Source organism: Amycolatopsis sp. NBC_00438 (assembly GCF_036026695.1).
Classification (GTDB): domain Bacteria; phylum Actinomycetota; class Actinomycetes; order Mycobacteriales; family Pseudonocardiaceae; genus Amycolatopsis.
This window is the reverse complement of sequence record NZ_CP107923.1, coordinates 1708202-1733011: the sequence shown is the minus strand read 5'-3', so window position 1 is coordinate 1733011 and position 24810 is coordinate 1708202. Positions and strand designations below refer to the sequence as shown.

At 71.1% G+C, this 24810-nt stretch carries 24 protein-coding genes and 1 pseudogene; 17 read left to right on the top strand and 8 right to left on the bottom strand.

Features of this window, described 5'->3' with window-relative positions:
* The first annotated feature begins 40 nt into the window (after nt 1-40).
* From OG494_RS08325 to OG494_RS08315, 3 genes are all read left to right on the top strand, one after another.
* Nucleotides 41-328, top strand: a complete 288-nt coding sequence (locus OG494_RS08325) for a helix-turn-helix domain-containing protein (RefSeq protein ID WP_328453571.1) — start codon at nt 41-43, stop codon at nt 326-328.
* Nucleotides 238-1002 carry a LysR substrate-binding domain-containing protein gene (locus tag OG494_RS08320; RefSeq protein WP_328453569.1) on the top strand — a complete coding sequence of 255 codons (765 nt, stop codon included), beginning with the start codon at nt 238-240 and terminating at the stop codon, nt 1000-1002. The genes OG494_RS08325 and OG494_RS08320 overlap by 91 nt, the downstream gene beginning before the upstream one ends.
* Before the next feature lie 73 nt (nt 1003-1075).
* A complete protein-coding gene (locus OG494_RS08315; RefSeq protein ID WP_328453567.1) occupies nt 1076-1711 on the top strand; it encodes a YeiH family protein in 636 nt (211 codons plus the stop codon).
* Between the two features lie 35 nt (nt 1712-1746).
* Here the strand turns inward: OG494_RS08315 and OG494_RS48335 are convergent, their stop codons facing one another.
* Nucleotides 1747-3111, bottom strand: a complete 1365-nt coding sequence (locus OG494_RS48335; RefSeq protein ID WP_442874393.1) for a beta-1,3-glucanase family protein — start codon at nt 3109-3111, stop codon at nt 1747-1749.
* A gap of 821 nt (nt 3112-3932) precedes the next feature.
* Between OG494_RS48335 and OG494_RS08300 the strand changes: the two genes are divergently transcribed.
* Complete coding sequence (locus tag OG494_RS08300; protein ID WP_328453565.1) at nt 3933-5756, top strand: arabinofuranosidase catalytic domain-containing protein; 1824 nt, start codon at nt 3933-3935, stop codon at nt 5754-5756.
* A 7-nt stretch (nt 5757-5763) separates the two neighbouring features.
* Here OG494_RS08300 and OG494_RS08295 read toward each other — a convergent pair whose 3' ends face one another.
* Together OG494_RS08295 and OG494_RS08290 are read right to left on the bottom strand one after the other, a co-directional pair.
* A complete protein-coding gene (locus OG494_RS08295) occupies nt 5764-5958 on the bottom strand; it encodes a hypothetical protein (protein ID WP_328453563.1) in 195 nt (64 codons plus the stop codon).
* A 147-nt stretch (nt 5959-6105) separates the two neighbouring features.
* Nucleotides 6106-6951, bottom strand: a complete 846-nt coding sequence (locus tag OG494_RS08290) for a hypothetical protein (protein ID WP_328453561.1) — start codon at nt 6949-6951, stop codon at nt 6106-6108.
* 536 nt (nt 6952-7487) lie between these two features.
* Between OG494_RS08290 and OG494_RS08285 the strand changes: the two genes are divergently transcribed.
* Together OG494_RS08285 and OG494_RS08280 are read left to right on the top strand one after the other, a co-directional pair.
* Nucleotides 7488-8201 (top strand): TetR/AcrR family transcriptional regulator, encoded by a 714-nt coding sequence (locus tag OG494_RS08285; RefSeq protein ID WP_328453559.1) that lies wholly within the window; start codon nt 7488-7490, stop codon nt 8199-8201.
* Nucleotides 8198-9337, top strand: coding sequence for an FAD-dependent oxidoreductase (locus OG494_RS08280; protein WP_328453558.1), 1140 nt, complete (start codon nt 8198-8200; stop codon nt 9335-9337). The genes OG494_RS08285 and OG494_RS08280 overlap by 4 nt, the downstream gene beginning before the upstream one ends.
* A gap of 4 nt (nt 9338-9341) precedes the next feature.
* On the opposite strand, the gene OG494_RS08275 is transcribed toward OG494_RS08280, so the two are convergent.
* Complete coding sequence (locus OG494_RS08275) at nt 9342-10151, bottom strand: NAD(P)H-binding protein (RefSeq protein WP_328453556.1); 810 nt, start codon at nt 10149-10151, stop codon at nt 9342-9344.
* Nucleotides 10152-10234: 83 nt separating this feature from the next.
* Between OG494_RS08275 and OG494_RS08270 the strand changes: the two genes are divergently transcribed.
* Nucleotides 10235-11197 (top strand): AraC family transcriptional regulator, encoded by a 963-nt coding sequence (locus tag OG494_RS08270; RefSeq protein WP_328453554.1) that lies wholly within the window; start codon nt 10235-10237, stop codon nt 11195-11197.
* Here the strand turns inward: OG494_RS08270 and OG494_RS08265 are convergent.
* A complete protein-coding gene (locus OG494_RS08265; protein ID WP_328453552.1) occupies nt 11172-11708 on the bottom strand; it encodes a winged helix-turn-helix transcriptional regulator in 537 nt (178 codons plus the stop codon). The genes OG494_RS08270 and OG494_RS08265 overlap by 26 nt on opposite strands.
* Nucleotides 11709-11801: 93 nt before the next feature.
* On the opposite strand from OG494_RS08265, the gene OG494_RS08260 reads away from it, so the two are divergent.
* From OG494_RS08260 to OG494_RS08220, 9 genes are all read left to right on the top strand, one after another.
* Nucleotides 11802-12110: a putative quinol monooxygenase gene (locus tag OG494_RS08260; RefSeq protein ID WP_328453550.1), complete on the top strand. Its 309-nt coding sequence runs from the start codon at nt 11802-11804 to the stop codon at nt 12108-12110.
* Nucleotides 12111-12358: 248 nt separating this feature from the next.
* Nucleotides 12359-13267 carry an NmrA family NAD(P)-binding protein gene (locus tag OG494_RS08255; protein WP_328453548.1) on the top strand — a complete coding sequence of 303 codons (909 nt, stop codon included), beginning with the start codon at nt 12359-12361 and terminating at the stop codon, nt 13265-13267.
* An 11-nt stretch (nt 13268-13278) separates the two neighbouring features.
* Nucleotides 13279-13644, top strand: coding sequence for an SDR family NAD(P)-dependent oxidoreductase (locus OG494_RS08250; protein ID WP_328453546.1), 366 nt, complete (start codon nt 13279-13281; stop codon nt 13642-13644).
* A complete protein-coding gene (locus tag OG494_RS08245; protein ID WP_328453544.1) occupies nt 13641-13802 on the top strand; it encodes a hypothetical protein in 162 nt (53 codons plus the stop codon). The genes OG494_RS08250 and OG494_RS08245 overlap by 4 nt, the downstream gene beginning before the upstream one ends.
* Before the next feature lie 22 nt (nt 13803-13824).
* A complete protein-coding gene (locus OG494_RS08240) occupies nt 13825-14442 on the top strand; it encodes a GNAT family N-acetyltransferase (RefSeq protein WP_328453542.1) in 618 nt (205 codons plus the stop codon).
* A 144-nt stretch (nt 14443-14586) separates the two neighbouring features.
* On the top strand, nt 14587-15957 hold the full coding sequence (locus OG494_RS08235; protein WP_328453540.1) for a lamin tail domain-containing protein: 1371 nt from the start codon (nt 14587-14589) through the stop codon (nt 15955-15957).
* A 141-nt stretch (nt 15958-16098) separates the two neighbouring features.
* Entirely contained in the window at nt 16099-17763 is a 1665-nt protein-coding gene (locus tag OG494_RS08230) for a discoidin domain-containing protein (RefSeq protein ID WP_328453538.1), read from the top strand.
* A gap of 136 nt (nt 17764-17899) precedes the next feature.
* Complete coding sequence (locus OG494_RS08225; RefSeq protein WP_328458899.1) at nt 17900-19168, top strand: cytochrome P450; 1269 nt, start codon at nt 17900-17902, stop codon at nt 19166-19168.
* 50 nt (nt 19169-19218) lie between these two features.
* Nucleotides 19219-19398 carry a hypothetical protein gene (locus OG494_RS08220; RefSeq protein ID WP_328453536.1) on the top strand — a complete coding sequence of 60 codons (180 nt, stop codon included), beginning with the start codon at nt 19219-19221 and terminating at the stop codon, nt 19396-19398.
* 302 nt (nt 19399-19700) lie between these two features.
* Here the strand turns inward: OG494_RS08220 and OG494_RS08215 are convergent, their stop codons facing one another.
* Nucleotides 19701-20738, bottom strand: a complete 1038-nt coding sequence (locus OG494_RS08215; protein ID WP_328453534.1) for an ion channel — start codon at nt 20736-20738, stop codon at nt 19701-19703.
* A 1185-nt stretch (nt 20739-21923) separates the two neighbouring features.
* Here OG494_RS08215 and OG494_RS08210 point away from each other — a divergent pair.
* Nucleotides 21924-22304 (top strand): annotated as a pseudogene (locus OG494_RS08210) (LytR/AlgR family response regulator transcription factor); the annotation flags it as partial.
* Nucleotides 22305-22448: 144 nt separating this feature from the next.
* On the opposite strand, the gene OG494_RS08205 reads toward OG494_RS08210, so the two are convergent.
* Together OG494_RS08205 and OG494_RS08200 are read right to left on the bottom strand one after the other, a co-directional pair.
* Nucleotides 22449-23777: an LLM class flavin-dependent oxidoreductase gene (locus OG494_RS08205; RefSeq protein ID WP_328453532.1), complete on the bottom strand. Its 1329-nt coding sequence runs from the start codon at nt 23775-23777 to the stop codon at nt 22449-22451.
* A 26-nt stretch (nt 23778-23803) separates the two neighbouring features.
* Nucleotides 23804-24727 (bottom strand): ABC transporter substrate-binding protein, encoded by a 924-nt coding sequence (locus OG494_RS08200; protein ID WP_328616832.1) that lies wholly within the window; start codon nt 24725-24727, stop codon nt 23804-23806.
* Nucleotides 24728-24810: the final 83 nt, after the last annotated feature.

The window sequence follows — 24810 nt, the reverse complement described above, 5'->3', positions numbered from 1 at the left end:
ACGGGATCGGCCCTATTGCACCAGGCGATAATGTTTCGGGATGCGACTGGAGATCCGGCACCTGGAACTCGTCGTCGAGGTGGCGGAAGCCGGCAGCCTGCGACGCGCGGCGGCGCGGCTGCACCTGAGCCAGCCGGCCGTCACCACACAGCTCAAACGCATCGAACAGTTCGTCGGCGGAGCACTGTTCATCCGCTCGACCGACGGTGTGGTGCCGACCCACACGGCGCGGAACTGGTGCGGGACGCACGCAACCTGCTGCGCCAGTTCGACGCGCTGCAGCGCACGGCCCGGGTCAACGCCGCGAGCGAGTCCGGGGCGCCGGTGAAGGTGGGCGGGATCCCGGCGCAGCAGTTCAGCTTGCTGGTCAACGCGCTGACCGCGCTGCTGCCGCGCCGCGAGGTGACCAGCCGCACGATCCGCGAAACCGGTACGCTCACGGCGTTGCTGCGCTCCGGCGAGCTGGATGTCGCGGTGCTGCGCCAGTTTTCGGGGTTCCCGGTGCGCCCGCCCGAAGGGGTGGAGCACCGGTTGTTGTTGCGGGAGCCCTTTTTCATCGGTGTTTCGCAACGGCACCCGCTCGCCGAACGCGACGAGATCGAGCTGGCCGACCTCGCCGGCGAGAAGTGGGTCATGCCCGATCCGGACGACAGCGGCATGAACGAGTACTTCGCCCGCGTCTGCGCGTCGGCGGGGTTCGAACAGCGCATCGCGCACCTCACCACGGAAGCGCACGTCGCGTTCGCGCTCACCGCCGAGAACCGGGGCATCTGCCTGCTCTACCCGATCGGCACGGCGCGCGACGGGCTCGCGACGCTGTCGCTGGCCGGCACGCCACTGTCGCGCGACCTGGTCCTCGCGTGGCGCACGGGTTCGCGGCTGGCGCCGCTCGTGGACGAGGTGTGCGCCAAGATCGAGCACGACTACCTCGCGCTCGTCGAGGGTTCGCGGTTCTACCGGAAGTGGTGGCACGGCGGCGGTTCCGCGTTCGCCCTCCCCTGAGCCGCCGGACGCCGTCAAGGGCGAAGCTGCTGGCCGCCTTCGGTGTGCTGCCGGCGATCACGTTCCTGGTCAAATGACCACGCCGGCCGGCACCACCACAAGAAGCAGTGGCCTGACGGCGATCCCCGTCCTGCGCTACCTCCCCGGCCTGCTGCAAGGCGACCGGCACCGCGCTGCCCGACCTGAGGATCAGCCCGAGGCTCAGGCCGCCGAGCTTTGGCCGGGTCGCCCAGCACGAACCGGGCGCCGAGCAGCACGATGCCGATCTTCAGCCAGAACTCGTAGGTGGCGACGCCCGGCCGGAACACGGCCGGGACGCCGATGGTCCATCTGCGGCGTCTCGGCGATCATCGCCGGCAGGGGCGCCATCGACGCCGACGACGAGGACTCCGGGTACGCCATCGCCGCGATCCTCGCCGTGGGCGCCGTCGCGCTGTTCACCTTCCCGCTGATCGGCCACGCACTGAACCTGACCGACACCCAGTTCGGGCTGTGGACAGGCCTGGCCGTGGACAACACAGCGGAGTCGACAGCGACCGGCGCGGCCTACTCCCCGCATGCGCAAGACGTCGCCGTCGCGGTGAAGAGCACCCGCAACGCCCTGACCGGCCTGGTCGTCCTCGGGTACGCGGCCTGCTGGTCGACCCGCGGCGGCAAGACCGTCGCAAGTGGACTGAAGAGCCGCACGGTTCACCCTCTGACGAGGTGACGGCCCCGGGGTTGCCGGGGCCGTCACCTTCGGAGTCACCAGCCGACGGCGACCTCCAGCCACTGCGGGTCGCCGTGGGAGACGAACGAGGACTGGCCGGCCACGTCGTCGTACGGGAAGCCGTACGCGAGGTGGTTGATGCCGTGGTCGTGCCAGTACTTCGCGTAGTAGTTCGCCGGGGCGGCCTTGTAGTAGTTCGCCGGGTCCTGCTGCTGCGACGCCGGCAGCTGCGCGGTGTGCCGGTTCAGCGCCGCGCACATGTTCGGGTTACCGGCCAGCGAGCCGGCGCAGCCGGTGATGTTGGACGTCGGTTCGTTGACGCCGACCGACTGGGCGTAGGCGGTGAAGTAGTTCGCGTACTGCCCGCCCGCGCGGAAGTCGGGAGCGCTGCCCGGCGCCGGGATCCGGTACGGCGCGTTCACCGTCGCCAGGCCCTTGAACTCGGTCGGCACCTCGGCCTGGAACTTGGCGAACGTGGCCGCGCGATCCTCCTGGAAGGTCCCGTAGTCGTCGCCGACCTGCACGTCGTAGCCGTCGTGCGCGTGCAGCCGCATGGCCAGCTTCAGCGCGAACGCGTCCACCCGGGTGGTGTTGCCGTTGAAAACGTCCGGGCCGACGGTGAACTCGATGAAGTCGGCGTACTGGCCGTTCGGGGTGCCGAGGTAGAAGTACATCCGCCCGGCCGAGTTGGCCGGCATGTCGATGTAGGGCTGCTCGGCGATCGAGTGGGTCTGGCCGCCGAAGTTCCAGAACACCTGGCTGTCCGGGTACTTGCCGTTGGTCCGGTTGAGCACCTTCACGGTGAGCACGTTCTGCGCGGCCGGGATGCTGCTCGTGTCACCCCAGAAGGAATCGGGCGGGACGCCCGACCCGGGCGGCGGGGTGGTCGTGCCACCGCCGGTGCCGAAGACCTGGAACTCGAACAACGAGACGCCGTACGGTGTGGCGCGCGCGGTGGTGTAGAGCCGCACGTACCGGCCGGAGCCGGTCACGTTCAGCGTCTGCACGCCGCCGGTGCCGGTGGTCGTCTGGTACACAGTGGACCAGCTGGAACCGTTGGCGGACACCTGGATCTGGAACGCGGTGGCGTACGCGGCCTCCCAGCGCAGCACGACCTGGCTGACGGTCGCCGCGCCGCCGAGGTCGACCTGGATCCACTGTGGATCGCTGAACTGGGACGACCAGCGGGTGCCGGTGTTGCCGTCCACCGCGGCGGCGGCGGGGGTACCGGCGTTCTCCACAGAGGACGCCGTGACGGCTTTCCCCTGCGAAATAAGCGGATCCGCTGCGTGCGCCGCGGGGGCGGTGAAGCCGAGTGCCGCGACGACGAGCGCCGCCGCCAGCGTCGTCAACCGGGTACCGGGTCCGCGGCGGTGCCGCGGCCGAACGATCGTGGGCATGGTTCCTCCCTGGCCGGGAACGGGGGCGGACCCGCCGCCGGTCAGGGGACGGCGTCGTCCGGCTCGCCCCCTGACCGCCGGGAAGGTGCATCCGTGACCGGCCGGGGACGCTCGGTGAAAAGGTTCATACCACCGGCCCCGACCTGTCAAGCCTTGACAGATCGGGGCCCGCGGGCGATATTCGGAACCGATTCACCTCACCCTCCTGCGTGTCGCCGCCACCCGCTCAGGGGCCTCTCCTCAACTTGGAGTCAGCCATGCCCAGCGGCGTCTTCCGCCCCGTCCGGGGTCCACGCGTCAGGACGAACCAGCACAGCACCGCCATCAGGGCGACGCCGGACCGCGATTCCCGGGCGACCCGGACCGGTTCCCGGACGCGGTCGCCGGTCCCGGCTCGGAGCGCCTCCGCGAGGCGCCCGGACGTCACCACCCTCCGCAGGGCCATGGGCCTCAGCGCGACCGTCGGCACCAGGCTCGCCCCGCCGAAGACGGCCCCGCAGAACGGATAGAGGGCGACGCGGTCCGGCCACGACCGGGACCTTCCCGGATCGCGCCGCCCGCCGAGGCCACCAACCGGACGAATCGCGCCGAGGCGACCGCATCCCCTGGCACGAAACGGATCCCCGCCGGATAGGCCGTCCGGGTGCACCTGCCCGGGGATCCCAGTGGACTGGACCAGCGGCACCTCGTGAACTGTTGACACGGTCGAGAACGCCGACCTACCCTCCCCACATCCCGATCGCCTCTTCCTTCTCTCCTGGAAATACAACGTTGTAAAATCCGCCCGGGTCATTGACCTGCGGCTTGAGAGTGAGGTCCCCGTGCACCGCGTTTCCGGCCGAAGACTTCTCGCCACCGTCACCACCACGCTGCTCGTCCTCGGGACGATGCTCGGCCTGACCACGGTTTCGCAGGCCGCCGGTTCCCTGCCCTGCGACATCTACGGCGCCGCGGGCACCCAGTGCGTCGCCGCCCACAGCACCACGCGCGCCCTGTACTCGGCCTACGCCGGCAACCTCTACCGCGTGCAGCGCGCCTCCGACCGCGCCGAAACGGACATCGGCCTGCTCGCCGCGGGCGGGTACGCCAACGCCGCCGCGCAGGACTCGTTCTGCGCGGGCACGACGTGCCTCATCACGGTGATCTACGACCAGTCCCCGCGCCACAACGACCTCACCGTCGAAGGGCCGGGCACCGCGGGCGGCCAGGACGTCGCCGCCGTCGCGTCCGCGCTGCCGGTGACCGCGGGCGGGCACAAGGTCTACGGCGTCTACGTCTCCCCCGGCACCGGGTACCGGCACTACGTCGGCGCCGGCGTCGCGGTCAACGGCCAGCCCGAAGGCATGTACATGGTCGCCAGCGGCACGCACGTCAACGGCGGCTGCTGCTTCGACTACGGCAACGTCGAGGCCCAGATCGCCGACACCGGCAACGGCCACATGGACGCGGTGAACCTCGGCACCACGTGCTACTTCCCGCCGTGCACCGGGATCGGCCCGTGGGTGGCGGGCGACCTGGAGAACGGCCTGTTCCAGGGCAACCGCTCCAACACCGCCAACCGCGGCAACGCCACGCCGTTCGTCACGGCGCTGCTGAAGAACAACGGCCAGACGACGTTCGCGCTCAAGGGCGGCAACTCCCAGAGCGGCGGCCTCACCACCTGGTACAACGGCGCGCTGCCCTCGGGCGGCTACACGCCGATGCACCAGGAGGGCTCGATCGTGCTCGGCACCGGCGGGGACAACAGCAACGCGTCCATCGGCTCGTTCTTCGAGGGTGTGATGACCGCGGGCTACCCGTCCGACGCAGCGGACGACGCCGTCCAGTCCAATGTGGTCTCCGTCGGCTACTCCGGCAGCACCGGGACACCGCCCTACGCGGCCACGGTCTCCGGCCCGGGCGGCAAGTGCCTCGACGTCGCCGGTGACGACACCGGCGGCAACGGCACCGCCGTGCAGCTGTGGGACTGCCAGGCCAACGCGTCCGACCAGCACTGGGCGCACAACTCCGACTCGTCACTGTCCACTTTGGGCAGATGCCTCGACGTCGTCGGCAACGGGACGGCGGGCGGCGCGCTGCTGGAACTGTGGGACTGCAACGGCGTCGGCGGCCAGAAGTGGGTGCAGCAGGCGGACGGCTCGCTGCGCAACCCGCAGTCCGGCCGGTGCGTCGACTCGCCGAACGGCGCCACGGCCAACGGCACCCGGCTGCAGATCTGGGACTGCAACGGCTCCGCGGCCCAGAAGTTCTCGGTCACCGGCGGCGGCCCGATCACCGGCCCCGGCGGCAAGTGCGTCGACGTCGCCGGCGACGACCACGGGGTGAACGGCACCGCCGTGCAGCTGTGGGACTGCCAGTCCTTCGCCGTGGACCAGCACTGGTTCCACCTGTCGAGCGGCGCGCTGCGGACGTTGGGCCGGTGCCTGGACATCGTCGGCAACGGCACGGCCAACGGCGCCCAGGTCGAGCTGTGGGACTGCAACGGCGTCGGCGGCCAGGCGTGGACGCAGCAGGCGGACGGCTCGCTGCGCAACCCGCAGTCCGGCCGCTGCCTCGACTCCCCGAGCGGCGCGACGGGCAACGGGACGCGGTTGCAGATCTGGGACTGCAACGGCTCGGCGGCCCAGAAGTTCGCGCTGCTCTGAACCGGGTTCAGGTCCGGCCCGGCCGGATCGGGGAACGTTCCAGCCGCCGTGGCTGCCACAGCACCAGGGCAGCCACGGCGGCCAGGCCCGCCGCGCCGAGCAGGCTGAGCCACGACCTGGTCAGCCCGTTGAGCACGCTGAAGGCCGTCGTGATCCCGCAGCAGACCACGGTGCTCGTCCGGGTGCGCCGCGCCTCGGACAACCAATACGCGGCGACCCGGATCGCGGCCGCACGCGCCGCTCCTGCGAGGCCGCTTCCACGCGTGTCGCGTCTTCCCCGCAATCCCCATCTCGTCATCGTCACCCCGCGAGGTGACGCGCCGCCGCGTGACTGCCCGTCCGCCCGATTTCAGGCCGCGACAGTCGTCACGGCGGTGGCGGAGTTACCGGACAAGCACGTCCCGGTCGACGTCGCCGGCGCGGTGACGACCGGCGCGTACACGACGTAGTCCTGGCCGGTCTGGAGGTTGTGGCAGGCGAGCCGCGCCTGGTAGCGGCCGCTGTCGCACTGGGCGCTGCCCCGGCCGTAGTAGAGCGTGCTGCCCTGCACGATCCACGCGCTCCAGGTCATGCACCCGGCCAGGCCCGCGGCGGCCGGATCGGCGACGGCCTGCACGATCTGCGCGGTGTTGCCGGTGTTGCACGTGACCGCAACGGCGGCCGGCGCGGTCACCACCTGGGTGCCGTAGAGGATGTAGTAATCGCCGGTCTGCTCGTTCTTGCACAGGGCCTTGACCCGGTAACGGCCGGTGTCGCACTGCGCTTGGCCGCGGCCGTAGAAGAGGTTGTTGCCGCCCTGGTTGACCCACTCGGTCCAGGAGACGCAGCCCGTGAGGCCGGCGTCGGCCGGATCGGTCACGGCGTACACGGCCTGCGCCGAGTTGCCGGTGTTGCACAACACAGTCGTGGTCGCCGGGGCGGTCACGACCTGGGTCCCGTAGTTCACGTACCCGGCGCCGGTCTGGTTGTTGATGCAGGCCGCCTTCGCCCGGTAGCGCCCGGAAGTGCACTGCACACTGCCTAGGCCGTAGAAGTAGTTGTTGCCTTGCTGCACCCACTGGACGGACGTCGTGCACCCGGCGGGAGCCACCTGCGCCACCTGTACCGCCGGCACTGCCGCCGACGCGGGAGTGGCCGGCGCGGCGAGACCGAGCACGGCCGCCACCACGGCCGGGAACCAACGCTTCGCCACCATTTGCGCCTCCGGGGTGTGGATTCGACTGCCGCGGCGGACCGTAACACCGGAAAGCGCCGGGATTCACTGCCCCGCAACGGGATTGAGCACGAACGCGGAACTCCCGGGGCTCGGACGCGCGAGCCTACGCATGGAACCATGCGATTCCCCGTCGACGACCTGAAGGGCGCGACGCGGCCGGCCGGCGAACTCGCGCCGCGCATCGCCCGCGCGCTCCGGCGGGGCCGCGGGAAGCCGGCCGCATCCGCAGGGTGCACGACGAATGGCCGGCGATTTCGGTGGCGAGCACGACCCCGGCCCTCACCGGTCCCGAGGCCGACGTCATCACCTTGGCTCGTTCCGAGTTGCCCTTCGCCGAGTCACGCGACCGCCGGCTGGTCGTCTTCACCCGAAGCGAAAGCGATCCGGGGCCCGCACGGCTGGCCTGGAGAACCGAAGTGACCGGGCAGAGCCGGCACACCGCGAACAAGGTCGGCTACGAGGAGATCACCCGCCGACCATGGTCGTTACGACCATGGTCGTGCTACGGTGGCGTCATGCCCTCCGCCGACGACACCCAGGCATCCCGCAGCCGCCGTGAGCGGCCGGCGAAACCGGCCCTGACCAGGCAGGGGATCATCGATACCGCGCTCGGCATCCTGCGGGACGAAGGCCTGGAGAAGGTGACGATGCGCCGTGTCGCCGCCGCGCTCGACTCGGGGCACGCGTCGCTCTACGTCTACGTCCGGAACACCGAAGACCTGCACGCGCAGATCCTCGACGTGCTTCTCGGCGAACTCCGGCCGACGGCCGCCGGGCCCGGCACCTGGCGGGATCGGGTGAAGGAACTGCTGACCGGCTACGGGCAGCTGCTGATGCGCTACCCCGGGATCGCCCGGATGGCGATGTCCACGCAGCCCAGCGGCCCGAACTACCTGTCCCTGGTCGACACCGTCCTGGCGCTGCTCCACGAAGGCGGCGTGCCCGGCCGGGCCGCGGCCTGGGGCGTCGACCTGCTCCTGCTCTTCCCCACCGCGGTGGCCGTCGAATTCAGCGGCCCCCAGTCCAAGACGGAGAAAGCCGCCGCGCTGTCCGCGCTCGCCACGAAGATCACCACCGTGGACGCGGCCCGGTACCCGCACATCTTCCCGCTCAGCGCCGCGCTCGTCTCCGGGGACGGCGGCTCCCGTGGCGACTGGGCCTTCGACGTCCTGCTCGACGGCATCCTCGCCGCAAACCCCCCTCCAGCACCGGATCAGGACCTCCCATGACCACTTCTTCCGTCACGATCGTCGGCGCGGGCCTGTCCGGCCTCGTCCTGGCCCGCATCCTCCAGAACCACGGGATCGCCGCCACCGTCCACGAACTCGACACCACCGCCGGCGCACGCCGCCAAGGCGGCTCACTCGACATCCACGAAGAAACCGGGCAGCTCGCCCTGCGCGAAGCCGGCCTCTACGACGAGTTCCGCCGTCATACGCATCCGCAGGGCGAGCACGTGCGCGTCCTCGACAAGCAAGCGCACGTCTTCATCGACAACGGGCCGGAAGGCGGCGAAGGCGGCCGTCCGGAGATCGACCGGACGGTGCTGCGCGACCTGCTCGTCACGTCGCTCGATCCCGGCCGGATCGTGTGGGACCACAAGGTCACCGCGGTTCGCGCCCTCGGCGACGGCCGGCACGAGCTGACCTTCGCCGACGGCACCACGACCACCACCGACCTCCTGATCGGCGCGGACGGCACCTGGTCGAAGGTGCGCCCGCTGCTGTCGCCCGCGACGCCGGAGTACTGCGGGATCTCCCACGTCGAGATCCGCATCCCGGACGCCCCGGCGCGCCACCCGGACCTGGCCGAGCTCGTCGGCCCCGGCATGATCTTCGCCCTCTCCGACAACAAGGGCTTCCTGGGCCACGGCGGCCACGACATCGAACTCGGCGCCTCGCTGCGCGTCCCCGAGGACTGGCTGTCCTCCAGCGGCGTCGACTGGGCCGATCCGGGCGAGGCCCGCGAAGCCCTGCTCAAGGAGTTCGCCGGCTGGGCGCCCGCCCTCACCGATCTCATCCGCCACAGCGCGGACACGATCACCCCGCGCCGGATCTACGGCTTGCCGGCCGGGCACCGCTGGGAGCGGGTCCCGGGTGTGACGCTCGTCGGCGACGCCGCGCACGTGATGTCCCCGTTCGCCGGCGAGGGCGCGAACCTCGCGTTGATCGACGGCGCCGACCTGGCCCGCGCGATCCTGGAGCACCCGGACGACGTCGAGACCGCGCTGGCGCAGTACGAGAAGGCGATGTTCCCGCGCGCCGAAGAAGCGGCGCACGGGTCCGCGCGAGGACTCGAGTGGATCTTCACCCCGACCTCGCCCCGGGAGATCGTCGAGTTCTTCTCCGAGATGGGCCCGGGGTAGGCCGTCAGGTCCACACCCCCGCGGCGGCGGCCCGGATGACGTAGTCCTCGAACGACCCCGCCGGCCGGCCGAGTACGCGTTCCACGTCGTCGGTCGGCGCGGGAACCGCGCCGTCGCGGACGGCGACCAGGATGCCGGTGAGCAACCGGGCGATGCCGGGCGGGACGCCGTTCGCGATCAAGTGTCCGATGTGGACTTCGGGACTGACGTCGGCGTAGTGGATCACGCGGCCGGTGGCCTTGCCGATCATCTCGGCCGCTTCGCCGACGCCGATCGCCCGCGGCCCGGTCAGCCGGTAGGTCCGGCCGTGGTGGCGGCCGGTCAGCGCCGACGCGGCGACCTCGGCGATGTCCTCGGCGTCGACGAACGGCGTCCGCCCGTCGCCGGTGGGCAGGGCCAGGGTTCCGGCGAGGATCGCGGGCAGCCAGGGACCTTCGCCGAAGTTCTGGGCGAACCAGTCCGGCCGCAGGATCGTCCACTCGGCCCCGGACTCGCGTACCGCCGCCTCCGCGGCCTTGAGCGGGTGCCGGTCGTCGGCCTCGCCGACGCCGCCGGCCGACAACAGCACCAGCCGCCGCACGCCCGCGGAAACCGCCGAGGCCACGAACCCCGGGAGGCGGACCGTCCGCAGATCGGGTTCCACGAGGTAAGCGGCGGTGACCCCGTCGAGCGCGGGCGCCCAGGTCGTCGTGTCGCCCAGGTCGAAGCCGCCGGCGCGGGCCGCCACCCGCACCGGCCGGCCGGCGTCCGTCAGCCGCCGGGCGACGCGGCTGCCGGTCTTGCCGGTGCCGCCGAGAATCAGGATCTTCGTCATGCCCTGAAGCCAACTCCCCGCAGCGAAGACGATCCATGGGAGGACGTCGAGGATATCTTTGTGATCGTCTACCGTGAGGTCGCATGGACGTCCTGAGCGAGCTGCTGGACCGGGCCCGCGCGAGCACTGCACTGGTCCGGCAGCTGGTCCAAAGCCCGCCGTGGGCGGTGACCTACGCCGACCCGCCGCCGCTCACGGTCGTGGCCACGCTCGGCGGCCACGCGTGGATCCGGTTCGACGACGGCGATCCCGCGCCGGTGCGTCTCGCCGCCGGCGACATCGCCCTCGTCAAAGGACCCGGTGCGCACACGATCGCCGACGACCCGGCGACGCCGGCCGGGTTCGTGATCCGGCAGGGGAAGAAGCACTTCACCGACGGGAGCGAGGCCGCCGCGGAAGTACAGCGGACCCGGGCGCCCCGCACCTACGGCGACGGCCGGCCCGGGGCGACGACCATGCTCCGCGGCGTCTACGAACTCCGCGGCGACGCGGGTAGCCGCCTGCTGGACGTGCTGCCGCCGCTGGCGGTCGTGCCCGCCGGGCCGCGGACCGGCGGGCCACTGGAACTGCTCGCCGCCGAGGCCGCCCGAGACGAACCGGGCCAGGACGCCGTCCTGGCCCGGCTGCTGGATCTGGTGCTCGTGCTGGCATTGCGCGCGTGGTGCGCCCGCCCTGGCGCCGCGCCGCCCTCCTGGTACCGGGCGCTGGCCGAGCCGGCCGTCGGCGACGCGCTGCGCCTGCTGCACGGGAATCCCGCCCGCCGCTGGACGGTCGCCGCGCTCGCCGCCGAGATCGGCCTGTCCCGCGCCGCGTTCGCCGCGCGCTTCACCGCGCTGGTCGGCGAGCCGCCGCTCACCTACCTCACCGGCTGGCGGATGACCTTGGCGGCGGACCGGATCCGCGACACCGAGGCCACGATCGCCGCCGTGGCCCGGGATGTCGGGTACGAAGACGCCTTCGCCTTCAGCGTCGCGTTCAAACGCGTCCGCGGGGTCAGCCCGTCGGCCTGGCGGCGCTCGGTCAGGGCGCCGGACGGGCCGCCGTGACCGGCTCGAGCAGCCGGTGCGGCGTGTTGATCGCGGCGGACAGCGGATCGGGAACCGCGCCCGACGGCTCGTAACCGGGGCCGGGTTCGATGCGGATGTCCGGGACCGGGACGACCTCACCGCAGTCCTGGCAGCGGCCGTCGTGGTCGAGCAGGCCGCCGTCGGCGTCGTGCCGGACCGCGCGCTTCACCCCGGCCGGGGAGTAGTGCGCGTCCCCCCAGCCCATCAGGGCGCGCACGATCGGCCACAGCTCGACACCCTTGCCGGTCAGCTGGTATTCGACGATCCCGCCCGCGGCTTCGTCGCGGGTGAGCACGCCTTCCTGCACGAGGGACTTCAGCCGGCTGGTCAGGACGGCGCGCGGGATGCCGAGCTGGGCGGCGAAGTCGCCGAAGCGCCGGACCCCGAAGAACGCGTCGCGGACGATCAGGAGCGTCCACCGCTCCCCGACGACCTCCAACGCCCGCGCCAGCGAGCAGTTGCGGTCCGCGTAGGTGCTGGGAAGAGCCATGTCGTCCACCCTACACCGGCAGTTCGCTCAATGAACTGCACTCGTGCTACGGTGACCTAGTTCAATGAATGAACTACCGAAAGAGGCCTTGCCGTGTACCAGTTCCTCGTCTCGTTCACCGTCCGGCCGGAGCACCGCGACGACTTCGTCCGGGCCGCCGGCCGGACCGCGCGCGACTCCCTCGCGCACGAACCGGGCTCGCACCGGTTCGAGGTCATCGCGGACGCCGAGAACCCGGATGTCTTCTACCTCAACGAGGTCTACGCCGACCTCGAAGCCTTCGAGACCCACGCGGGCGGCCCGTACTTCGGCGCCTTCTTCGCCGAGGCGAGCGCGTACGCCGAAGGCCCGACGTGGCTGATGCGGGGCAACCTCGTCGGCGACAACGCCACCGCCCGATGAGCACCGGCCTGCCCCGTACTTCGGCGGGCAAGGCAGGGGGAACCCCCTGACCACACCGTTCCACGGCAACCCGACGCCGACATACCTGTGGCGCACCGTCTTGCCGCATCCCGGAGCGTCCGCGCTCGGCTTCGACCGGGCCTACCGGCACCCGGCGGGACCGTCCACAGCGGACGTTCCCCACTCCCGGACCTGATCGGCACCGCACTGGCGGACTTCGTCCGCGAAACCACCCGGAAGGACTCGAAATGACGCACGACGACAGGCTGTTCCTGATCACCGGCGCGGCCGGCAAGACCGGGAGCGTGACGGCCGAACTGCTGCTGCGACGCGGGCACCGCGTCCGGACCATGGTCCGCCAGGAGGACGACCGGTCCCGCGCGCTCGCCGCGGCCGGCGCCGAGGTGGTCCGGGGTGACCTCCACGACCTCGACAGCGTGACCGCCGCGCTCGACGGCGTCAGCGGCGCCTACTTCGTCTACCCGATCCGCGACGGCCTGCTCGACGCGACCGTCACCTTCGCCCAGGCCGCCACGGAAACCGGCGTCCGGCACGTCGTCGACATGTCCCAGATCTCCGCCCGGCGGGAAGCGAAGAGCAACGCGGCACGGCAGCACTGGCTCGCCGAACGCCTGCTGGACCGGACCGGCCTGCTCACCACGCACCTGCGGCCGACGTTCTTCGCCGAGTGGCTCACCACGTGGTGGGAGCTGCGTGACGGCGAGGGGCATCTGCGGCTCCCGTTCGGTGACGGCCGGCACGCGCCGATCGCCGCGGCCGACCAGGCGCGCGTGATCGCCGCGGTGCTCGCCGACCCCGAGCCGCACGACGGCGCCGTCTACCCGCTGCACGGCCCGGTCGAGCTGGACCACCACGAGATCGCCGCGGCGATCGCCGCGACGCTCGGCATCCCGGTGCGCTACGAGCCGATCAGCGTCGAGGAGTTCGCCGCGTCCATGACGGAGCGCGGCTTCCCCGCGCACCTCGTGCAGCACCTGGGCAACGTCGCCCTCGACTACCGCGACGGCGTGTTCGCGGGCACGAACGACCACGTCGAGAAGATCGGCGGCCGGGCCCCGCTGTCCGTCGAGCAGTTCGTGCTCGACAACAAAGCCGCGTTCGACACCAGCGGCCCCTACTTCGTCCCGGCTCCCTGAGGAGAGTCCCCATGTCGTCCGTACTCGTCACCGGCGCGTCCCGGGGCATCGGCCGCGCCCTCGCCGTCGAACTCGCGGGCCGGGGCCACCGGGTCATCGCCACCGCCCGCCGTCCGGAGACCCTGGCCGAGCTGCCGGTCTCCCGGCGGTTGCCCTTCGAACGGCTCTTCCAGCTCCACACCGTGGGCGCGGTGCGGGTGGCCCAGGGGGTGCTCCCGGCGATGCGGACACGGGGCGCGGGCCACCTGGTCTTCGTCTCGAGCATCCTGGGACGGGTGGTGCTGCCGCTGATCAGCCCGTGCGGGGCCGGCAAGTGGGCGCTGGAAGCGCTCGCCGAAACCCTCGCTGTCGAGGTGGGTCACTCTGGCGTCAAGTGAGCATCGCGCAGGACGTCGCCGCCGCGGTGGCCGACACGATCGAGAAGCCCGACCCGCCGCTGCGCGGGCCGATCGGCGCCCCCGCGGAGCGGATCCTGCGGGCCCGGAAGGAAGCGCCGGAAGACGTCCCCTTCCTCGCGACCGACCTCGGCTGGTAGGCCCCGTGCCATGATCGGGTTCATGACCGGTCCCCGCATCAGGCTCTACCGCCCGGAAGACCGGGCGGCGCTGTTCGACGTGTGTGTCCGGACCGGCCTCGACGGCGGTGACGCGCGGGGCGTCTATGCCGACGAGGATCTCCTGCCGGCCGTCTTCCTCGCGCCCTACCTGGACCTGGAGCCCGAGCTGGCCTTCGTCCTGGACCGCGGGGACGGCGTGGCCGTGGGGTACCTCGTCGGCACCGCGGACACCCCGGCGTTCGCCGGCCGGCTCCGGCGCGAGTACCTCCCGCGCGTCGCCGGGCGCTTCCCGGCGCCGCCCGATCCGCCGACCACACCGTCGGAGGAGATGCTGACCGTCCTGCACGCCCCGGAGGGCATGGTGCGCCCGGAGGTCGCCGGTTACCCGGCGCACCTGCACATCGACCTCCTGCCCGGGCACCAGCGCGGCGGGCACGGGCGCGCGCTGATGACGGCGTACCTGGCGGCGCTGGCCGAGCGGGCGGTGCCGGGTGTGCACCTGGTGATGCCGAGCGCGAACCGGCTGGCCCGGGTGTTCTACGACCGGCTCGGTTTCCACGACCTCGGCGTCGAGCACCCGTCGGTCACCTACCTCGCACGCGCGGTCGACGCCGGCTGACGGCGGATCACCGCCGAAGGGTGGTGGCGCGCTCACGGACAGTTCCGTCATCGTTCAGGGGAAACCCATCTCCCGGAGGGCATTCGTTCGGCGCGCACCGGAACGCTGGGCCGGCTCTGTTCCCCCGACCCGAGGACGGACTCCGTGACCGAATCCCGTGCCCGCAGGCGCGTCTTCTGCCTCATCGCCGGTGCCCTGCTGCTGGCCACCGGCGCCCCGGCGCACGCCGCGACGGCCGCGGACGTCCACCTCAACGAAGTCGTGACCACGGGTGGTGTCGACGACTCGGTCGAGCTCTACAACGCGGGCACCACCGCGGTCGACGTCTCGGGCTGGATCCTCAAGGACGACCAGGACAGCTCGAAGTACAAGATCGCCGCGGGGACCACGCTGGCGCCCGGCGCGTTCCGCGCGTTCGACGTCCACAGCGCCTTCGGCCTGGGCTCGGCGGACAAGGCGCGGCTGTACCGGGCGGACGGCAGCACCCTGGTCGACAGCGTCGGCTGGAGCGAGCATTCCGCCCCGTCGTGGTCGCGCTGCCCGGACGGGACCGGCCCGCTCACCGCGGCCGCGTTGACGCTCGGCGCCGCGAACAGCTGCGGTTCGGGCCCCACGCCGGTGGCGTGGCCCGGCGGCGGTTCGGTCACGACGGCCGACGCGTCGAACGTCTTCGGCGAGGACCTCAGCGGCCTGTTCCAGGACGGCGGCGTGCTGTGGGCCGCCCAGAACTCCGGGAAGCTCTGGCGCCTGCTGCCCACCGGTTCCGGCGGCTGGAAGCCGGACACCGCGAACGGGTGGTCGGCGGGGAAGACACTGCGTTTCCCGGGCGGCTCCGGCAATCCGGACGGCGAAGGGGTGACGGTCACCGGTGGCGCGGCGTTCGTGGCCAGTGAGCGCAACGGTTCCGGCAGCAGCCGCACGTCCGTGCTGCGCTACGACGTGAGCGGCACCGGCTCCACCCTGACCGCGGCCAAGGAGTGGAACCTGACCGCGGACCTGCCGCCGGTGGGCGCCAACCTCGGCTTCGAGGGCGTCACCTGGGTTCCCGACGCGGCCCTGACCGGGGCCGGGTTCACCGACGTCTCGACCGGCACGGCCTACGACCCCGCCCGCTACGGCGCGCACAGCGGCGGCGTGTTCTTCGTCGGCGTCGAGGGCACCGGCATGGTCCACGGCTACGTCCTGCAGGACTCGGGCGCGTTCACCCGCGTGGCGTCCTTCGCCAGCGGGATGAGCGGCGTCATGGAGGTGCAGTGGGAGCCGCAGGCCGCGCGGCTGTGGGTCGTCTGCGACGACACCTGCCACGGCCAGCACCGCACGATGCGCGTGAACTCCTCCGGCGTGTTCGCGACGACCGCGGTCTACAACCGGCCCAGCGGCATGCCCGACCTCAACAACGAAGGCTTCACTCTCGCCGGCGCGAACGAATGCGCCGGCGGCACCAAACCCGTCTACTGGTCCGACGACAGCGACGACGACGGTCACGCCCTGCGGAAGGGCACCGTCACCTGCTGATCGCCCGCCTTCTCCGACAATTCTTGCAGACTTCGGTACGTAAATTTCTGAAAACAGTCCGACTATTGCCAGTTCTTGGCCGGAAGCCTACAGTCGCCTCGCGGAACACGTACTCGTGCAACGGTGCCGAGAGGAACTGGGATGGCGATCTCGCGCAGGACGTTCATCGGTTCGGCCGCGGCGGCTTCGGTGTGGGGAGCGCTTTCCCTCGCCGGAGCGCCCGGCGCCTCCGCCGCCTCCCCGCCGGGGGACGTCGTCGGCAAGATCACCGTCGGCTACCAGGGCTGGTTCGCCTGCGCCGGCGACGGCGCGCCGATCAACGGGTGGTGGCACTGGAGCCAGAACTGGGGCCAGACGCCGTCGACGGGCAACAACGTGATCAAGGCGTGGCCGGACATGCGCGAGTACACCCGCACTTACCAGACCGCCTACGGCAACTTCGGCGACGGCCGGCCGGCGACGCTCTTCTCGTCCTACGACCAGCAGACCGTGGACACGCACTTCCTGTGGATGCAGCAGAACGGCTGCGACACCGCCGCGCTGCAGCGCTTCAACCCCAACAGCAGCGAAGGCCCGACACGCGACGCGATGGCCGCCAAGGTCCGCAGCGCCGCGGAGTCGCACGGGCGGAAGTTCTACATCATGTACGACGCCACCGGCTGGGCGAACATGCAGCAGGAGATGAAAACCGACTGGACGGCGAAGATGTCCGCGCACACGGCGTCGTCGGCGTATGCCCGCCAGAACGGCAAACCGGTCGTCTGCATCTGGGGTTTCGGGTACAACGACGGCAACCACCCCTGGGACGCGGGCACCTGCCTCGACGTCGTGAACTGGTTCAAGGGCCAGGGTTGTTACGTCATCGGCGGCGTGCCGCGGGAGTGGCGCACCAGCGACGGCGGCTCGCGGCCCGGCTTCGGCGACGTCTACCGCTCCTTCAACATGATCTCGCCGTGGATGGTCGGCGCCGTCGGGGACGCGGCGGGCTCGGACTGGATGTACCAGAACCTGACCGTGCCCGACCAGGCCGACTGCACCGCCCACGGCATCGACTACCAGCCGTGCGTGCTGCCCGGCGACGTCTCCGGCCGGCAGCGGGCCCACGGCGACTTCATGTGGCGCCAGTTCTACAACATGGTGCGCGCCGGCGTGCAGGGCATCTACATCTCGATGTTCGACGAGTACGGCGAAGGCAACCAGATCGCGAAGACGGCGGAGAACGCCTCGATGACCCCCGCCGGCTCCGGCCTGCTCGCCCTCGACGAGGACGGGACGGCGTGCTCGTCGGACTACTACCTGCGGCTGACCGCCGACGGCGGCCGCATGCTCAAGGGCCAGATCGCGTTGACGGCGACCCGGCCGACGTCGCCGACGCTGACCACGGGCGGCTCGACCGACCTGGCACGCGGCCGCGCCACCACCGAAAGCAGCCACACCCAGAACTACGGCGCGGGCAACGCGGTCGACGGGAACGCCGACAGCTACTGGGAAAGCGCGAACAACGCGTTCCCGCAGTGGGTGCAGGTCGACCTCGCCGCGGCGACCGCGGTGACGCGGATCGTGGTGGCCCTCCCGCCGTCGAGCGCGTGGGGCACCCGGACGCAGACGCTGGCCCTGTCCGGTTCGTCCGACGGCACCACGTTCGACACCCTCTCCCCCGCGACCGGGTACGTCTTCGATCCGGCGCGCGGGAACAGCGTCACGATCACGGTTGCCCGCACCAGCCGTCGTTTCCTGCGCTTGACGTGCACCGGAAACACCGGCTGGCCGGCCGGGCAGATCGCCCGCTTCGAGGCCTACGGCTGATCACGGGCACCGCTGCCGCACCGCGGCGGCCGCCACGATCTACTCTGGAGTAGTTCGTGTCCAGCGGCGCAGTGGGGGGAACGTGGCCCGGTTCGGCAAAGACGTCGTCGGAGGTGCCCTGCTGCGGGCGAAGCCGATGGTCCGGTGGGGGCTGGGACACGCGCTGCCGCGGGCCGTGCTGCTGCGCGAGGCCAAGCGCGGCGACCTGCAGGGCCGGCTGGTGGACGACGCCGCCGCGGGACGCGACCTGACGGGCCTGTTCGACGAGATCCGCGCCGCCGGGCCGGTTGCCCGCACGCGCTTCGGGTGGATCACCACGCAGCACGCCGCCGTCCGGGAGGTGCTGTCCAACGACGACTTCCGCACCGGCGTGATGGGTTCCGACGGGTCCGCGCTCGGGCGGTTGCTGGAGTGGTCGGCGGGCGAGCACCTGCACCCGGTGCGGCCGCCGTCGCTGCTGGCCGTCAACCCGCCCGAGCACACCCGCTACCGCAAGCTCGTCACCGGCGTGTTCACCGCGCGCGCCGTCGAGCAGCTGCGCGGCCGCGTCCAGGCGATCGCCGACGAGGTGCTCGACGGGATCGACCCGGCCGCTCCGGTCGACCTGGTCGAGTCCTACTGCGGGCTGCTCCCGGTGACGGTGATCAGCGAGATCCTCGGCGTCCCGGCCACCGAGGTGGGCAAGGTGCTGTCGCTGGGCGCGGCGGCGGCGCCGAGTCTCGACCTCGGCCTGGGCTGGCGCACGTTCCGCGACGTCGAGACGGCGCTGGCGGAGTTCGACACCTGGCTCGGCGAGCACCTGGACCACCTGCGCCGCCACCCCGGCGACGACCTGTTCAGCCGGCTCGTCGCGGCCCGTGACGACGGCGTCGGGCTCACCGAGGCCGAGCTGAAGTCGACGGCGGGCCTGGTCCTGGCGGCCGGCTTCGAGACGACGGTCAACCTGCTCGGCAGCGGCATCGCCCTGCTGACGGCCCACCCGGACCAGCTCGCGACCCTGCGCGAGCGGCCGGAGCTGTGGGGAAACGCCGTCGAGGAGGTGCTGCGCCACGACCCGCCCGTGCTGCTGACCGGCCGGGTCTCGGTGCGCGCCACGGAGGTCGCCGGCGTCCCCCTGCCGCGCGGAGCCCTGGTGACGACGGTCCTGGCCGGCGCCAACCACGACCCGCAGGTCTTCACCGACCCCGAGGCGTTCGACGTGACCCGCACCCGAGCCCGCGACCACGTCTCCTTCGGCGCCGGCCGCCACCACTGCCTGGGCGCGGCGCTGGCCCGGATGGAAGGCGAGATCGGCCTGCGGACGATCTTCGACCGGTACCCGGGAGTGGCCCTGCGCCCGGGAAGCCGCCGCCGCGACACCCGCATCCTGCGCGGTTACGAGTACCTTCCCGCCACGCTCGCCTGAGCCCGAGTCCCCAGGCCGGTGCGGGGCTCTTGCTCCGATCTGGAGCCGCCGTGCTGGCCACGGCGGCCGCCGTGCTGGCCGCTCCGGTCATCGTGTCGGCCACTGCGGTCACCGTGTTGGCCACTGCGGTCGCTGTGTTGTCCATCGCCGTCGCGTGGCGGCCGTTCGTGCGCAGCCGCGCGGGCCGCCAACTGCCGCCATCGTGGTTGGCCGCCCGATTGCCATGCTGACCGTCCTGCCGCCAGGTCGGCCAACCCAGTCGCCGCGCAGACCGTTCCGGTCTCGGCCTGTGAGCGCATCCCGTCGCCATGGGGCAGCCGGTTCGTGGGCGGCCGCACGGGTCGCTGTCCGTCGCCATCGTGACCGGAACGGCCACGTCGGCGACCGGAGTGGCCAACACAGTCACCGGAACGGCCAACACGGTGCTCGTCGGCGACCTCGGTTTACCGCATCGGTCGGGGCCGGCCGAGGGGGCTGCCGCGGGCCGAGGCGATCGCGGAGTCCGTCGGGGGTGGCACACCCGCGTGGGCAGTCAGCGGTGGGCGGCGCGGAGTGCGCGTTCGATCTCCTCCTCGCCGAGCGCGCGCGAGTTGACGTAGTAGACCACCGCGCCGGGCGGGAGGTCGCCGTCCCGGGCGGGGTTCACGGTCAGGCCTTCCGCGCCGCGCACCGCCAGGACCGTGGCGCCGAACGCGTGGCCCAGTGCGGCCTGGCAGCGCTCGACCGACACGGCGCCGAGGCGTTCCGGGAGGGTGATCGAGTACGTGCCGGCGCCGCCGGCGGTCATCAGCTCGGCGTAGACCTCGGCGATTCCGGGCGACACCACCTCCTCGACGACCATGCGCGGGGTGTGCCACTGGACGCAGGTGATCCGCGGGTCGACGAAGCCGATCAGCTCGGCGCGCTCCATGTCGCGCATCGTGACCACCACGTGCGCCGACGTCGTGGCGTGGTCGACCAGGACCGCCACGGCCAGCGCTTCATTGTCGTCCCGGACGTCCACGAGCACCGTGGCGGCCCGCTCGATCCCCGCCCGCGCGAGGACGCCCGGCGCGGTGAGGTCGCCCCGGACGAACTCCACCGGCTGCGCCGGCATCGGGTGCACCGGGACGTCGTCTCCCGCGCACAGCACCAGGCCGGTGATCCCGTCGGCCAGCAGCTGCGCCACGAGCCGCTCGGTGCGGCCGGCGAGGTAGCCGACGAGCACGACGTGGCCGCTCAGCTCCACCGGTTCCAGCCCCTGCATCCGCCGTCCCTTCGTTTGCTCCAGCAGCGCCGCGAGCCGGGTGAAGACCGTGGTGAGCGTGGCGATCCCGCCGACGATCACATACCCGCCGACGAAGTGCCCGGCCACCGTCGCCGGCGAGAAGTCGCCGTACCCGACCGTCGCCGCGGTCACGACGAAATACCACCAGTAATTGCCCGGCTGGACGAGGTCACTGCCGGCCGGCTCGGCCAGCACCATCAGCGGCCAGCTGGTCACGAACACGAAGACGACGACCACCACCGGGAGCGTCCACCCGGCACGCAGGATCCAGCGCGCGAACAAGCGGGAAAGGATGAACGACACGTCCTCTCCTCACCGAACGCCACCACTCGGACACGCCGCCTTCAGCGTCCCTTGAGGACAGTTCCCGATCACGAGATCACACGCGCGGACCAGGCACAACGGCCTTTACCCGACCGTGACGGCCGCAGGACGCAACCCGCTTCCCGGGGATTCGACGGTCACCGCCAGTGCGATTCGGCGGCCGGGGCGGTACGGCTGACGCAGGTGCGCAGCCCAGCAGCCCGTTGCAGATACGGCCAGAGCACCACAGCGGCACGGTGGCCGGGAGTCGGCGCGGGCAGGACCGGCGTGGAAGGGGTCTCGCTACCCAGGCTGATCACGACGAAGTTCGCGAATGATCGCCACGCGCTCCCGCGGGGTGGCACCTTCCAAGGCGATCTCGAGCGCATGCCTCTGGCTCTCCGCCCGGATCCGGGCGAGCACACACCGTGCGATCGCCGCGATCATCGCCGTGGCTGATGGTCCTATCCACAGCCAGCTCCACGTCACGTGCCCTCCTGACCTGCCCTCGAGTCGGCCTCGAGACGGTCTGTTCGAAGCTGGAGAGATGTCTACGCTGGTCAGCGGTCGCCCGGGATGCCTCATTACATCTGGTTACGTCTGTATAGAGCAGTTCTTCCAGGCTCTCTTCCGCGGCAGTTTCCCCTGGTTTCCGGGAGGCAACGGCAGCGCGACGGCACGTGGCGGGATCTTGATCGTTTACGTCCGTTTATACTCGGTGCTGCAAAATGATGCTGGACAGGCGCACTGGGGGGTCGCATGAGAGGGTGGCGTCAGCCGGATCTTCCGGAGGGCCCCCTGCGGGAACTCAACAACGCACTTCACCGCCTTCATGCGCACGCCGGCCATGTCAGTAGCTACCGAATTTCGGCATGGCTGAAGGAACGGGCCGATCGAGCGGAGTTTCCGGGCGATTGGCCGAAGCTGTCCCACACCTCAGTCCACAAAGCGCTGGTCGAGCCCACGATGCCGAGTTGGTCTACGACGTTGGGCATCGTCGAAGCACTCATAGTTCTCGGCCGCCTACCGGATGATCACGGCATCGTCGAACGACTCAGGCAACTGTGGGAGACCGCGTTCGAAGATCTGCGCGACACCATCGAGGATTCGGGCGAGCCGGACGAGCGGCCTGCCGGCACGACCACACTCGAGGCCGACGCTGCTCTGGATGACCCAGCCGAGCTGGTGGTACTGGCCGTGGACGACGAGCCGAACGGTCTTGACGAACTCGTTCACTGCCTACAGCACAATCCGCACGTGACGAGGGTCTTCCCGGCTATCGACGCGGCCGAGGCATTGCGCCTCTTGTCCACCGACGATCCCCGCATGCGCGATCGCCGGGACCGCGGGCTGCCGATCGTGGACGCGGTCTTCGCCGATATCGAAATGCCCGGGCTATCCGGGATGGAGATGTCCCGGGTGTTCGCCGCCCTGCGGCCGTCCCCCGCACTGGTCTTCGTGACCGCGCATGCTGACGAAGCGGTCAACGCCTTCGAACTCGGTGCCGTCGACTATGTACTCAAGCCCTACATGCAGGACCGCCTTGACCGAGCTGTTGCCCGAGTGTGGCACCAGCGCCAGTCGAATGCGACCGGCAGCTGACGATTCGCCACTATTACGCAGCCTCCAGCGGTGCCTATTATGGGTTCGACGAAACAAAGAGGCCGTTGGTCCGCTACTTACCCGGAGATCCGCAGACCGGGAGCCGGGTCAATGGGGCGTGACACCTCCTGCGGGTGGGCGGTTCAGGCCCAGGTGGTCGCGCAGGGTCGGGCCGGTGTACTCGGTGCGGAACCGGCCCTTGCGTTGCAGGATCGGCACGACGTGGTCGACGAACGCCGTCAGTTCGTACGGCAGGGTCGAGCCCATGATGGTGAACCCGTCGACCGCGCCGGCGTCCTGCCAGGACATCACGTGGGTGGCCAGCTGCTCGGGCGTGCCGACGAAGTGGGACTGGCCCGCGCCGCTCTTGAGCTGCAGGGCGACCTCGCGCAAGGACGCCTCCGGCTGCGCGCGCGAGAGGGCGAACAGCTCCTCCGCGCGGCTCGACACGTTCGCCGTGCCGGCCCACAGTTCCGCGGGCAGCGGGACGTCCGGATCGAAACCGTCCGGGTCGAGCCCCGCTGTGTAAAGGATGTTCTGCCAGCGGAACTCCGGGCTCGCCAGCTCTTCCAGCCGCCGGGCCTTCTCCTGGGCCTCGGCTTCGGTCCCGCCGAGGGTCACCATCAGCGCCGGGAGGACGAGCACCTGGGCCGGGTCCCGGCCCGCGGCCGCCGCCTGGGCGTGGAGCCCGGTCCGGAACGCGGCCGCGGCCGCCAGCGACGGCGGCCCGGAGAACACCAGCTCGGCGTACCGCGCGGCCAGCGCGATACCCGCCGGGGACTGTCCTGCTTGGACCAGGACCGGACGCCCCTGCGGCGAGCGCGGGAACGGCAGGATCCCTTCGACGTCGTAGAACTCGCCGTGGAACCGCGGCGCGTGCAGCTTCGCGCGATCCGCCCACACACCGCGCTCCCGGTCACCGACGACGGCGTCGTCCTCCCAGCTGTCCCACGCGCGGGTCACGACGTCGACGAACTCGTGCGCCCGCGTGTACCGGTCGGCGTGATCGGGGTGGGCGCGCTCGCCGAAGTTCGCCGCGGCCAGCGGCGTGATGGTGGTGACGATGTTCCAGCCCGCGCGGCCGCCGCTGAGGTGGTCCAGCGTCGCGAACCTGCGGGCCAGCTCCCACGGCTTGTTGTAGGTCGTGGAGCCGGTGCCGATCAGTCCGATGTGGCTGGTGACCGCGGCCAGGGCCGAGAGCACCGAGATCGGGTCGAACTGCGTCTGCGGCAGGTGGGTCGCCCGGTATTCGGCGATGGCGATGTTGTCGGCCAGGAAGATCGTGTCCATCAGGCCGCGCTCGGCGATGCGCGCGATGTCCGCGAAGTACGGCAGCCCGAGCACGCCGCGGACGTCGTCGCCGACGACCCGCCAGGCGGACTCGTGGTACCCGTTCGGCCAGATGAAGGCGTTGAAGTGCAACTGATCCGCGCTCACGGAACGACTCCTCGGATAGTGCCGGCTCAGGCGAGACCCTGCTGCGACAGCCAGTCCTTCGCGACGTCGGCGGCCGGCTCCCCGTCGGAGTCCACGCGCTTGTTCAGCTCACGCATACCGTCGGTGTTCAGCTTCGCGCTCACGGCGTCGACGACGGCCGCGAAGTCCGCGCCTCGGGCGTCGAGCACCTTCTTGTTCACCGCCGGCACCACGTTCTCCGTCGGCACCATGCTCAGGTCGTCCTTGAGCGCGACGTACTGCGGGTCACCGGCGGACGGGCTCACCGAGTCCACCGGGATCACCGTGACGGCACCGGAGTTGAGCTGCTGCACCCGCGGCCCGATCTCCTGCACGGTCTGGAAGGACGCGTTCGTCAGCTGGTAGATGTCGGTGAAGCCCTTGAAGCACGTCAGCCGCTTCTCGCACTCCGGGCCGCCGGCCAGGATCACCTTGTCGAGCTTCTTCAGGTCGCTGATCGAGGCGATGCCCTTCGACTTCGCCAGATCGGCCTTCACGATGTAGGTGTTCTTGTCCTCGGCCGGCGCGTAGTCCAGCAGGGAGACGCCACTGGGCTCGAACAGCTTCGCCAGCTGGTCGTGCTCCCCCTTCGCGTCCTTGACCGGCTCCGCGCCGAAGCCGGTGGTGATCGCCGATCCCTGGTACTCCGGGATGAACTGCAGCTCACCGGACTTCAGCGACGGGTAGATCAGCTCGCGCGAGCCCAGGTTGAGCTTCCGGGTCACCGGATAACCCTTGGCCTCCAAGGCCTGCGCGTAGATCTCGGCCAGGATCTGGCTGTCGGTGAAGTTGAAGGACGCGACGACGATCGGCGCCCCGCCCTTGCCCGGCGCGGCGGGCTTGTCACCGCTGTCCCCGCCGCCGCACGCGGTCAGGCCGAAGACGGCCACCGCCACCACCGCGGCCGCTCGAAGATTCCGGCTCCAGCGCACGTGCCCACACTCCTCGTTTCCCATGATCCAGCCGAACACGACCCTAACCAGCGGGTACGACAGAAACCACATACTGGGATCGC